Source organism: Deinococcus sp. YIM 77859 (assembly GCF_000745175.1).
Classification (GTDB): domain Bacteria; phylum Deinococcota; class Deinococci; order Deinococcales; family Deinococcaceae; genus Deinococcus.
Map to the genome: position 1 here is coordinate 1360649 of NZ_JQNI01000002.1, position 11852 is coordinate 1372500.

9 protein-coding genes and 2 tRNA genes (1 of these 11 cut by a window edge) are annotated in these 11852 nt (G+C 66.1%); 2 read left to right on the top strand and 9 right to left on the bottom strand.

All coding sequences use genetic code 11. The features are described 5' to 3' along the window. Nucleotides 1-27: 27 nt before the first annotated feature. The 9 genes from ppk1 to EI73_RS06810 form a co-directional block, all read right to left on the bottom strand. Nucleotides 28-2115: a polyphosphate kinase 1 gene (ppk1, locus tag EI73_RS06770; RefSeq protein ID WP_231557302.1), complete on the bottom strand. Its 2088-nt coding sequence runs from the start codon at nucleotides 2113-2115 to the stop codon at nucleotides 28-30. 180 nt (nucleotides 2116-2295) lie between these two features. Further along, nucleotides 2296-3540, bottom strand: a complete 1245-nt coding sequence (gene fabF / locus EI73_RS06775; RefSeq protein WP_034385363.1) for a beta-ketoacyl-ACP synthase II — start codon at nucleotides 3538-3540, stop codon at nucleotides 2296-2298. 124 nt (nucleotides 3541-3664) lie between these two features. Beyond that, nucleotides 3665-3895 carry an acyl carrier protein gene (acpP, locus tag EI73_RS06780; RefSeq protein WP_034385365.1) on the bottom strand — a complete coding sequence of 77 codons (231 nt, stop codon included), beginning with the start codon at nucleotides 3893-3895 and terminating at the stop codon, nucleotides 3665-3667. Between the two features lie 97 nt (nucleotides 3896-3992). Continuing rightward, complete coding sequence (fabG, locus tag EI73_RS06785; RefSeq protein ID WP_034385367.1) at nucleotides 3993-4745, bottom strand: 3-oxoacyl-[acyl-carrier-protein] reductase; 753 nt, start codon at nucleotides 4743-4745, stop codon at nucleotides 3993-3995. A 43-nt stretch (nucleotides 4746-4788) separates the two neighbouring features. Beyond that, entirely contained in the window at nucleotides 4789-5742 is a 954-nt protein-coding gene (gene fabD, locus EI73_RS06790; RefSeq protein ID WP_034385369.1) for an ACP S-malonyltransferase, read from the bottom strand. Next, entirely contained in the window at nucleotides 5739-6791 is a 1053-nt protein-coding gene (locus tag EI73_RS06795) for a beta-ketoacyl-ACP synthase III (protein WP_034385372.1), read from the bottom strand. The genes fabD and EI73_RS06795 overlap by 4 nt, the downstream gene beginning before the upstream one ends. A gap of 126 nt (nucleotides 6792-6917) precedes the next feature. After that, nucleotides 6918-8252 carry a trigger factor gene (gene tig / locus EI73_RS06800; protein WP_034385374.1) on the bottom strand — a complete coding sequence of 445 codons (1335 nt, stop codon included), beginning with the start codon at nucleotides 8250-8252 and terminating at the stop codon, nucleotides 6918-6920. Nucleotides 8253-8477: 225 nt separating this feature from the next. Then, nucleotides 8478-8563, bottom strand: a tRNA-Leu gene (locus EI73_RS06805). 36 nt (nucleotides 8564-8599) lie between these two features. Then, nucleotides 8600-8676 (bottom strand) — tRNA-His (locus EI73_RS06810). A gap of 129 nt (nucleotides 8677-8805) precedes the next feature. On the opposite strand from EI73_RS06810, the gene EI73_RS06815 reads away from it, so the two are divergent. Together EI73_RS06815 and lon are read left to right on the top strand one after the other, a co-directional pair. Next, a complete protein-coding gene (locus EI73_RS06815; RefSeq protein WP_034385376.1) occupies nucleotides 8806-9948 on the top strand; it encodes an acyl-CoA dehydrogenase family protein in 1143 nt (380 codons plus the stop codon). 224 nt (nucleotides 9949-10172) lie between these two features. Beyond that, nucleotides 10173-11852, top strand: partial view of an endopeptidase La gene (gene lon / locus EI73_RS06820; RefSeq protein WP_034385378.1) — the 5' portion only. 771 nt of this gene lie beyond the right edge of the window; only the first 1680 of its 2451 coding nucleotides appear in the window; the start codon lies at nucleotides 10173-10175; the stop codon falls past the right edge of the window.

An 11852-nucleotide genomic window follows, 5' to 3' on the forward strand; every position in this document is an offset into this window, starting at 1 on the left:
CACGCCGCATCTCCGGTATTGCCGTGCTCAGGTGGGGTGACGGGCATCGGCAAAAGCCTGCTGGGCGCTGAAGTCACCGCTCAGCTTCTCGTACACGCCGTCCGGGCCCAGTTCCCAGGAGCCTCGTTCGTCGGCCCATTCGGTGGCCAGCAGGCGCAGAAGATGGTCACGGTGGCCGTCGTCCAGAACAGGAGTGACCGCCTCGACGCGGCGATCGAGGTTGCGGCTCATCCAGTCAGCGCTGCCCAGGTACACCTCGGGGTCACCCGCGTTGCCAAAGGCGTAGAGACGTGCGTGCTCGAGGTAACGGCCCAGCAGGCTATGCACGCGGATCTTCTCGGAAAGGCCGGGAACGCCAGGGCGCAGGCAGCAGACGCCGCGAATGATCAGCTCGACCCGCACGCCCCCCTGCGAGGCGCGGTAGAGGGCCTCGATCATGCCGGGATCGGTGAGCTGGTTGACCTTGACCCGGACCCAGGCGTCTTCTCCTGCCCGCGCGTGCTCGATCTCGCGGTCCAGCAGCGCCTCGAAGCCGCGGCGAGCGGTGTCGGGCGCGACCAGCAGACGGCTGTAGCGGGCTTCGGCATACCCGGTGAGGTGGTTAAACAGCTCGGAGACGTCCGCCCCCAGATCGGGATCGGCGGTGAGGAGGCTCAGGTCGGTATAGAGCCGCGCCGTCTTGGGATTGTAGTTGCCGGTGCCGATGTGGACGTACCGGCGTAGCCCCCCTTCCTCGCGGCGAACGACCAGGGTGACTTTGGCATGGGTTTTGAGGCCCGCCATGCCGTACACGACGTGGGCTCCGGCCCGCTCGAGCTTGCGTGCCCAGGAGATGTTGCGCTGCTCGTCAAAGCGCGCCTTGAGTTCGATCAGGGCCACGACCTGCTTGCCGTTTTCGGCGGCATGGCGCAGAGCCGCCAGCAACCGGGGATCGTCGCCGGTGCGGTACAGGGTTTGCTTGATGGCGAGCACCTGCGGGTCGCGGGCAGCCTCCTCCACGAAGTCCAGCACATTCGTGAAGCTGTCGTACGGGTGGTGCAGCAGCACGTCACCGCGGCGCAGCGTGCTGAATATGGCGTCTTCGTCGTCGCCATCGAGGTCCGGGACGGCTGGCGCGTAGGGCGGAAAGCTCAGGTCGGGCCGCTGCACCGGCAGGCTCATCAGGTCAGCGGTCCCCAAGGGACCTTCCAGCCGAAAGATATCTTCCGGCGCGAGCCGCAGCCGTTCCTGGAGGAAGGTCGTCACGCTCGGCGGCATGTCCGCCATCACTTCCAGCCGCACCGCCGAGCCGAAACGCCGCCGCCTGAGGCCATCTTCGATGGTGGCGAGGAGGTCTTCGGCTTCCTCTTCTTCGAACTCGTAGTCGGTGTTGCGGGTCACGCGGAAGGCATGGGCGGCCAGCACCCGCCGGCCCTTAAACAGATCCCCGAGATGGGCGGCGATCACGTCTTCAAGGAGCAGCAGGCTGCCTCCCACCGCCACGACACGCGGCAACACGCCCACGGGCACCTTGACGCGGGCGAAGTCGGGTTCCTCGCCCTCGCCCCCGTCCAGCAGCACGGCCAGATTCAAGCTGAGGTTACTGAGGTAAGGAAAGGGGTGGCTGGGGTCCACGACGAGCGGCGTGAGCACCGGCTGAATTTCTGCGAGGTAATGCTCGCGCAGCGCCGCCCGCGCCCGCTTGCCCAGGTCTGCCACGCGCACCAGCCGCACGCCGTGAGCAGCGAGGTCCCGCAGCGTGCGCCGAGCGGCCTTTTCGATCTGGCGCAGCATCACCTGAGTTCGCTCGCGCACGAGGGCGAGGGTCTCGCGGGGAAGCAGGCCGTCGGGACTGGGGGTGTTGACCCCCGCCGCGATCTGGCGGTGAATTCCGGCCACCCGCACCATAAAGAATTCGTCCAGGTTGCTGCCGCAGATCGCCGCGTACTTCAGGCGTTCTAGGGGCGGGTTGCGCTCGTCGCGTGCCTCGGCCAGAACCCGCGCGTTAAAGGCCAGCCAGGAGAGCTCGCGGTTGAGAAACGGGCTGTCCGGGTTGGCGACCGTGCTGAAGGTCTGCCCCACCCCCTCGGCAGCAGGGGCGGCCCGCAGGCCCTTCTTGCGTCTTCCGCCTTTCACGGAAGGCGGCAACTCTTGGGAAACAGGCGGAAGGGGAGTCTCGGCAGGCACGGTAAACCTCAGTGCAGGAAACGTTCGTCGCGTCAGGCAAGCGTCACGGCGCCCAAAGAGGTTGGGGCGAGCGTAGCGGGCAGCCTCGCACGCACCCAGCGACAAAAGACTTTCGGCGGGGAGGCGAAGTTAAACCCGCCTAAAGAGCAGCGCCGCGTTCTGCCCCCCAAAGGCAAAGGAGTTACTGAGGGCGTACTCCACCTGCTGTTCCCGCGCCCCCTCTGGGATGTAGTCGAGGTCAAGCACCGGATCGGGATCGGTCAGGTTGATGGTTGGGGGCAGGATGCCGTCTGCCAAGGCCTGCGCGACGGCGATGGCCTCGACCGCCCCCGCCGCGCCCAGCAGGTGTCCGGTCATGGACTTGGTGGAGCTGACCGCGAGCTTGTACGCGTGCGGGCCAAAGACGTGCTTGATGCCCTGCGTCTCGTGCAGATCGTTGAAATGCGTGCTGGTGCCGTGGGCATTGATGTAGCCGACCTCTTCGGGATTGACCCCCGCCGTCGCCAAAGCCATGCGCATGGCCACCTGCGCGCCGCGGCCTTCTGGAGCCGGAAGGGTGATGTGGTGCGCGTCGGCGCTGGTGCCGTAGCCGACGATCTCGGCGTAGATGGTCGCGCCGCGCGCCTTGGCCTTTTCGTAGTCTTCGAGAATGAGGACGCCCGCCCCCTCGCTGAGCACAAAACCGTCGCGGCTGGCGCTGAAAGGACGGCTGGCCTTTTCGGGCTCGTCGTTGCGTGTCGAGAGGGCTTTCATGTTGGAAAAGCCGCCGATGGCAATCGGGGTCACCGCTGCCTCGGTGCCGCCCGCAATCATCACGTCGGCCAGGCCGAGCTGGATGTAGCGCGCCGCGTCCCCCACCGCCCCGGTGCCCGTCGCGCAGGCGGTGACGACCGTGCTGCTGGGCCCGGTCGCGCCGTAGCGCATGGCGACGTGCCCGGTCGCCATATTGGCGATCATCATCGGGATGAACATCGGGCTGATGCGGCTGGGGCCACGGGTATGCAGCACAGCGGCCTGCTCCTCAAAGGTCTTGACGCCGCCGATTCCACTGCCGATGACCGCGCCGGTCCGCTCGCCACGCAGCTCCTCTTCTGAAAGCCCGCTGTCGCGCACGGCGAGTTCGGCGGCGGCAAGCGCCAACTGTACGTAGCGGTCGAGCTTGCGAGCCTCGCGCGCATCGACATACTCACTCAGGTCGTCTTTGACCTCACCCGCAATCTTGCTCGGCACCTCTGCCGTGTCGAAACGGGTAATCGGCCCAATGCCGCTTTTGCCGGCGCGCTGCGCCTCTGCAAAGGCCTGGGCCCCCGTTCCGATGGGGGTCACCGGCCCCAGGCCAGTAATCGCCACCCTTCTCAGTCCTGTGATGGTCATGCTGCCCCTTCCCTCCTTGCGCTTGTGCCGCGCGAGCCGTCCCCAGTCCGGCCAGCAGGCGGCAGAGCCGGACGGTGCAGGGAAACTCCCCACGCCGCCCGGCCCGAATGTGGCTCCAGCCCTGTTACTGCTGCGAACCGATGTAATCGACGGCGGCCTGCACCGTACGGATCTTCTCGGCGTCCTCATCGCTGATGCTGATGCCGAAGCGGTCCTCTAGGCCCATGATGAGTTCTACCGTCTCCAGGCTGTCCGCGCCGAGATCCTCGACGAAGCGCGCCTCCGGCGTCACCTTATCCGCGTCGACGCCGAGCTTCTCGACGATCACTTCCTTCACTTCATCAAATGTCGCCATGTTGACTACCTCCTTGGTGCTGAAGTCTGCGCCAGTCTACACGCGGGGTGCCGCAACGCAACAAAGCTTGAACGGGGTGCAAGTCCCCGGAACACCCTCAGTGCGGGTACAGCCCGCCGTCCACCCCGATCACCTGCCCGGTGATGTATCCGGCCGCGTCCGAGGCAAGAAAGGCGACGAGCGCCGCCACCTCCTCGGCTTTGCCGAAGCGGGCAAGAGGAATGTTGGCCAGGTAGTTCTGCTGCACGTCTTCGGGGAGTCCTGCCGTCATATCCGACTCGATGAAGCCGGGGGCGACGGCGTTCACGGTGATGCCGCGCCCGCCGTACTCCTTGGCGAGGGCCTTGGTCAGGCCAATCAAGCCCGCCTTGCTCGCCACGTAGTTCGCCTGCCCGGGATTCCCCATCAGGCCGACCACGCTGGTCACATTGATGATTCGGCCCGAACGGGCGCGCATCATATGTTTAATGGCCGCACGGCTGGCGGTAAAAGCGCTCGTGAGGTTGGTGTCCAGCACCGCCTGCCAGTCCTCGTCCTTCATCCGGATGGCCAGGGTATCGCGGGTGATGCCCGCATTGTTCACCAGCACGTCGAGGCGACCCAAGGCCCTCAGCACGGTCTCCACCAGGCTTCCAGCATTCGCCGGAACAGAGAGATCCGCGCCGAAGACCTGCACGGGCACACCCAGCGCGCGAATCTCTTCGGCCACCTTTTCGGCCTCGGCCCTGTTGCGGCCGTAGTGCACGGCCACACCGTAGCCCGCACGAGCGAGCGCGAGGGCCATCGCGCGGCCCAGGCCGCGGCTGGAGCCGGTCACGAGGGCGATGTTGGAGGATTGAGGTTCGGTCATTGTTCTCCTTGCCAAAAGCCTGCCGCAGCCAACCCGGGAGGCATCAGTGCGGGCGACCGACGACGGGCAGCTGGAACCTTAGCACCTGCTCCGCCGTCCCGACATTCACGGTCTGCGCCTCCGGCAGAATCCGCTTCACCAACCCCGTGAGGACCGTACCGGGGCCGAACTCGATAAACACCTCGGCACCAGCAGCGGCCAGCGCCTGAATGGTTTCCACCCAGCGCACGCTCCCGGTGATCTGCCGCGCGAGGAGGTCCGGAAGCGCGGTGGGATCGCGGTTCGCCTCTGCGGTGACGTTCGCGTACACCGGAAAGGCGGGCGCGTGAAAGGTCGTCGCCCTGAGGTCCGGCGTGAGCGCGTCCTGCGCGGGCTGCATCAGCGCACAGTGGAAGGGCGCGCTCACCTTGAGGGGGACCACCTTGAGCCCCCGCGCCTTGAGTTCGGCGGCGGCAGCCTCCACGGCGGCCTTTTCACCGGAGATGACCGTCTGGGTAGGTGCGTTGAAGTTCGCGGGCTGCACGACGCCGGAGGTGAGCGCGACAGCGGCGCAGACCTCACGGACCACCTCCGGATCCCCCATCACGGCGCTCATCGCCCCGCTGCCGACGGGCACGGCCTCCTGCATCAGCTCGCCGCGCCGCCGCGTGAGCCGCAACGCGTCCGTGAGGCTCAGGGCTCCGGCCGCCACCAGCGCCGAATACTCGCCCAGCGAGTGCCCCGCTCCAAACGCGGGGGTCAGGCCCGTCTGAGCCTGCCACGCCCGGTAGGCCGCGACGGAGGCGGCCACCAGCGCTGGCTGCTGGTTGGCAGTGAGGGTGAGGGCCTCGAGCGGCCCCTCCTCGATCAGGGCGCGCAGCCCGGGCAGGGTGGCCTCGGCCTCGGCATACACGCGCTCTGCCTGGGGAAAGGCGGCGGTGAGGTCCGCACCCATACCGACCGCGTGCGAGCCCTGGCCGGGAAAGAGGGCCGCTATGTGGGGGGCGGTGACCGTCATGCCGTCACCTCTGCACGTGTGGTCCGAGCGGTCAGGCTGGGAGCACCTGACCACCACTTCATCGTGCAGGCGGCCCAACTCAGGCCGCCACCAAAGGCCACGAGCAGCAGTTGCTGGCCCTGCTGAATACGGCCGTCGTCCACCGCCTCGCGCAGGGCGAGGGGCACCGTGGCGCTGGAGGTGTTGCCGTAGCGGTCGAGGTTGACCACCGTCTGGTGCATGGGCACCCCAAACCGCTCGTTGGCCGCCTCGATGATGCGGATGTTGGCCTGATGGGGCACCACCCAATCGACGTCCGTACTCGCAAGGCCACTCTTGGCCAGCACCTCGTTGCCGCTGTCACCCAGCACCCGCACCGCGAACTTAAAGACCTCGCGGCCATTCATGCCCACCTGCTCCCCCATCGCGAAGCCGCCGGGCAGGCGGTCTGCCATACAGCGGGCAAAGAGGCTGGGGCCACCCGCGCTGTCGGCGCCCAGCACGAAGTCCTGAAAGCCGTGCCCCGGCGGAACCGGACCCACAACCGCCGCGCCCGCCCCGTCTCCAAACAGGATGGCGGTGCTGCGGTCATTCTGGTCCACCAGCCGCGACAGCGTTTCCGCGCCCACCACCAGCACGCGCCGCGCTGTCCCCCCCAGAATCAGGCCCTGCGCCAGGCTAAGGCCGTACACAAAGCCGCTGCACGCGGTCGAGAGGTCAAAGGCTCCGGCGCCGGTGAGCCCCACCTGTCCGGCAATCAGGGCCGCGGTGGAGGGAAACAGGGCATCGGGCGTCGCGGTCGCGCAGATCACCACGTCTACCTCCCGCAGGGCCTCTGGATCCCGCGCGAGCATGTCCTGCACGGCCTTTACCCCCAGGTCCGATGTGAACTCATCCGGGGCGGCAAAGCGGCGCTCGCGGATCCCGGTGCGGCTCTCGATCCACTCGGCGCTTGTGTCTAGGCGCGCCTCGAAGTCCGCATTGGTCACGATCCGCTCGGGCACGTAGGTTCCCAGAGCGGTGATGCCTAGGCTGGGGCGGCTGGCGGTAGCCCCGCTAAAGGTGTTCATAGCGGTACCCTAGCATTCTTTGAACAGTCGTTCAATGAATACTCCGGGTGAGACGGCCAGGCCGGTGCCCACAATCCACAAAAGGCGGCGAGCCCAGCTGGACGCGCCGCCTCTATGGGGTAGGAATTACTCGCCCGGCTTCTCTTCCTGGCTCTCGCCCGCAGCGGGGCTTGCCTCTTCAGGCTGTGCCGTTCCCGCTTCCGGAGTGGCGGGCTCGCCCTGCGCCTGGTTCCCCAACTCGCCAAGGGCCTGCTGAAGAGCCTTTTCGCGGGTCAAACTGACGTAGTAGGCGTTGATGCCGTTGGGCCCAAGCTGGCTCTGAAGCTGCTGGGGCGTGAGGCCATTCGCCTGCGCGAGGGCATTCATGGTGCTGCTGAACTCGGCGTCGCTGAGCTGCACACCCAGGTCCTCGGCCAGCTTTTCCAGGGCCAGGTCACGCTTCACACGGTTCTCGGCGTTCTTGGCGAGGTCCGCCATGAACTCGTCGAGCTTGCCCTGCTCGCGCATAAAGGTCTCGTACTCGTCCCACTTCACGCCCTGGCGACCCAGGTCGTCCTGGATTTCTTCCAGCATGGCTTGACGGCGGCGGTCGATCAGCGCCTGGGGAATATCCACCTGCATGCCCTCCACAAGCAGGTTGATGAATTCCTCGCGGCGGGCCGCGTCACCCTCCTGGCGGGCGCGGCGCTCGAGTTCGGCGCGCAGATCGGTGCGCAACCGTTCCAGGCTCTCGAAATTCAGGCTCTTCGCAAACTCGTCGTCAAGGGGCTGAAGCTGCTTGGTCTGCACGCCCTGCACCCGCACCCGCACGGTGTGCTCCGGGTGCTCGTGATCGCCGTGCTGGTGGGCAGGGACCGTGATCTCCACCTCGTCGCCGACGTTCTTGCCAATCAGCGCGTCGCGTACGTGGGGCTCGGCCACATCCAGGTACACCGGGTAGCTGCCGCCCTCCTCGCCGAGTTCCTCGATGGTGACCTGATCGGTCGCCTCGATGGGGCGGTCCGCCGTCTGGAAGGTCGCGTTGCGCTCCTGGAGGTCGGCCAGCGTGCGCTCCAGCACCTCATCAGTGATCTCGGGGGCAGCCGCGCTGAGCTTCGCCGAGCGCCAGTCGCCCAGCGTGACTTCGGGGTACGTCTCGCCGCGCACCGTAAAGGTGAAGGGCTCACCGCTCGCCAGCGTCCCGGGGTCAATCTGCGCGTCCACCAGGCTGAGCTTCAGTTCGCGGGCCGCCTGCGGAAAATGCACCTGGAGCAAGCGCTCGCGCACCTCGTTCTCGACGTACCCCTTGCCCACGCGGCTTTCAAGCACCTTGCGCGGAGCCTTGCCGGGCCGAAAGCCGGGCACGCGCACGTCGCGCGAGAGCCCCGCCCACACCTGGTCGTAGGCGCGGTTCACCTCGGCGGCGGGCACCGCGACTCGGAATTGCACCTTGTTGCCTTCTCTACTGATCAGCTCTGCCATACCTCTCCCATCCTGCCTGCCGCCACCACCGAAACGAGCGGTAGGGCCGCAGCGTTGCTGTGTGCCTGTGCCGCCTGCGCCTAGCTGGATTCGCCCAAAAGGGCCCTGGCCCGGGGGCACGCGACATGCCGCCGCGCATCATAGTGCCTCAGCTGCCCTTTGCGCGATACCGGCAGGAAAAAACGCGGCCCGCCGAGAAGCCGCGTTCTTCCTGTTGGTGTCTGCTGGTGCGAGGAAAGGGACTTGAACCCTCACTCCTATTCGGAACCAGATCCTAAGTCTGGTGCGTCTACCAGTTCCGCCATCCTCGCGAAAAAAATCCCCGGCCACGTGGCGACCGGGAGAAATGGGGTGGGTTATGGGATTTGAACCCACGGCCTCCGCTTCCACAGAGCGGCGCTCTAACCAGCTGAGCTAAACCCACCACAGGCGCGCCCTCGCAGGCCCGCACATTGTAGGGGAGCCGGCGCGGGGTGTCAATGCGGGGGAGCAGGCCACGGCGCCCCCCGGGGTTTCTCTTCTCCCCTCTTCTGGCGCTACCCTGGAATGACCTATGGACTTCAACCTGCCCGGAGACCTGCGGGAGATGCAGGCGACGATTCGCGACTTTATGCTTGGTGCTGTCGAGGCGCGCGCCCACGAGATCGAGGAGACGAACCGGATTCCGCCCGAGCTGCTGAGGCAGGCTGCCGAACTTGGCCTCTTTGGGCTCAGCATTCCCGAGGAGTACGGCGGCGTTGGTCTGAGCATGCTGGGCCGCTGCGCCGTCTACGAGGCGATGGGGCAGGGGCATATGGGCTTCGGCGGGGTGATCAGCGCGCACGCCTCCATCGGCACCAGCGGGCTGGTCAAACTGGGGACCGAGGAGCAAAAACGGCGTTTTCTCCCCCGCATGGCAAGCGGCGAATGCATCGCGGGCTTCGCGATCACCGAGCCGTCCAGCGGGTCGGACGCCGCCAATATCCGCACCCGGGCCCAGAAACGCGGCGACGTGTACGTGCTCAACGGAACCAAGCACTACATCTCCAACGCCCCGATAGCCGGACTGCTGACGGTCATCGCGGTCACCGATCCCACCCAGGGCACGCGCGGCATGAGCGCCTTTCTGGTCGAGCCGCAGCGCACGCCCGGCGTCACCATCGGCAAGATTGACGAGAAGATGGGCCAGAAGGGGGCCCTCTCCTCCGAAGTGATCTTTCAGGACGCGGAAATTCCCGCGGAAAACCTCCTTGGCCCCGAACACCTGGGCTACCGCGAGGCGCTGGGCATCCTGACGAACGGGCGGGTGGGAATCGCCGCGCGTTCGACGGGGGCGATGCAGCGCCTGCTCGATCTCTCGGTTCATCACGCCCAGACGCGCGAGCAGTTCGGGCAGCCCATCGCCGAGTTCCAAGCGGTGCAGTTTATGCTCGCCGAGATGGAGGTTGCCCTCCAGACGAGCCGGGTGCTGTGGCAAAAGGTCGCCTGGATGGTCGACCAGGGACAGGACGTGCGCCGTATGGCCAGTGTGGCGAAGTACCACGCGACCGAGATGCTCTCGCAGGTGGCGGACAAGGCCGTGCAGATCGCGGGTGGCATGGGCTATATGAAGGAGTCGCCCGTGGAGCGCTTCTACCGTGACCAGCGCCTTCTGCGAATCTACGAGGGCACCAGCGAGATTCAAAAGGTGATCATCGCGCGCAGCCTGCTCGCCTGAACGCGGCCATCAACGCTCAACGTTCCGTCAGCCTTTCGTGAGGGTTGTGTCAGCTGGCGGAGCGTAGGGTTTTGATGTGGCCAGCGCGCTTTGAGTCACGTCTTCAAGCCAAGGCGAGGGCTTGCTCCTGGCCCCGAAAGTTGATATAGTTGCACTCAAGTTTCATGGCATGCTCTGTGCCAGAAACCTCTTACCAGAACGACCTTCGGGCGAAAGGAGTCTCCATGCCCTCTGAACAAACCATCCCGCTGCCCGCCAACGTGCCCGTGTGCCCGGTGCGGGGCAGCGTCATCTACCCGACGATGGTGCAGCACATCGACGCGAGCCGCGCCATCTCTATTCATGCCATCGAGGCCGCCCTGCAGGGCGACAAGGTGATCCTGATCGTGTCGCAGCGCGACAAGGATGTGGATGACCCGCAGGGCAGCGATCTGTACGACGTCGGCACGGCCTGCAACGTGCTGAGGGTGCGCAAGAACCCCGACGGCACCGTACAGATGCTGGTTGCGGCGATCGCTCGTGCTCGTGTGCTGCGGTACACCCGTGACGGGTACCTGCGCGCTGACCTCGAGGCGCTGCCCACCGAAACGGGCAACTCGGTCGAGCTTCAGGCGCTGACCCGCGAGCTGCGCGAGAAGTTCGAAAGCGTTGCGCAGGGGGGGCGCATCAGTGCCGAAAGCGTTCAGACCATCCAGAGCAAGGATGACCCCGGCGAGCTCGCCGACCACATCGCCTTTCACCTTGACTTCAAGCTGGAGGACAAGCAGGCGGTTTTGGAGGCCACCCGGCTGACGGACCGCTTGCGCCGAGTGCTGATGCTGCTCGACGCCGAACAGGAAGTGCAGGCGGTGCAGGCCCGGATTCGCGCTCAGGTGAAGGAAGAAATCGACAAGAACCAGCGCGAGTACTACCTGCGCGAGCAGATGAAGGTCATCCAAAAGGAACTTCAGGGCGGCGGAGACGATGAGGACGCCGATGAGGCCGAAGCCTTCCGCGCCAAGATCGAGGCGCTGGGCCTCTCCCCCGAGGTGAAAAAGGAAGTCGACCGCGAGGTGAGCCGTCTGGCCCGGATGCATCCCGACGCCGCCGAGGCCTCGGTGATTCGCACCTACCTCACCTGGATCACCGAGCTGCCCTGGAATGTCCGCAGTGACGATCGGCTGGACGTCGCGGAAGCCGCCCAGATCCTCGACGAAGACCACTACGGTTTGGAAAAGGTCAAGGACCGGGTGTTGGAATTCCTGGCTGTGCGCCGCTTGCGCCGGGAACGTGCCGAACGCGGCGAAATCGACGCCGCAGAGGTCAACAAAGGGCCGATCCTGGTCTTTACTGGCCCTCCCGGCGTGGGTAAAACCTCCATCGCGCAGAGCATCGCCAAGGCGCTGGGCCGCAAGTACGTGCGAATCGCGCTGGGTGGCGCCCGTGACGAGTCGGATATCCGCGGTCACCGCCGCACCTACATCGGGGCGATGCCGGGACGCATCATCCAGGGTATTCGCACGGCGGGCACCAAAAACCCGGTGATTCTGCTCGACGAGGTGGACAAACTGGGCAGTTCCTACCAGGGTGATCCCTCGGCGGCGCTGCTGGAAGTTCTTGATCCGGCACAAAACCAGCACTTCACTGACCACTACCTGGGCGTGCCCTTTGACCTCAGCGAGGTCATGTTCATCGCCACCGCCAACTACCCCGAGCAGATCCCGGCGGCGCTGATGGACCGCATGGAGGTCATCGAGTTCTCCTCGTACATCGAGCAGGAGAAGCTGGAGATCGCCAAGCGCTACCTGCTGCCGCGTCAGCTCACGGCCAACGGACTGAAGCCGAACCAGTTCCAGCTCACCGACGCCGCCCTAGAACGCCTCATCAGCCACTACACCCGCGAGGCAGGCGTGCGCAACCTGGAA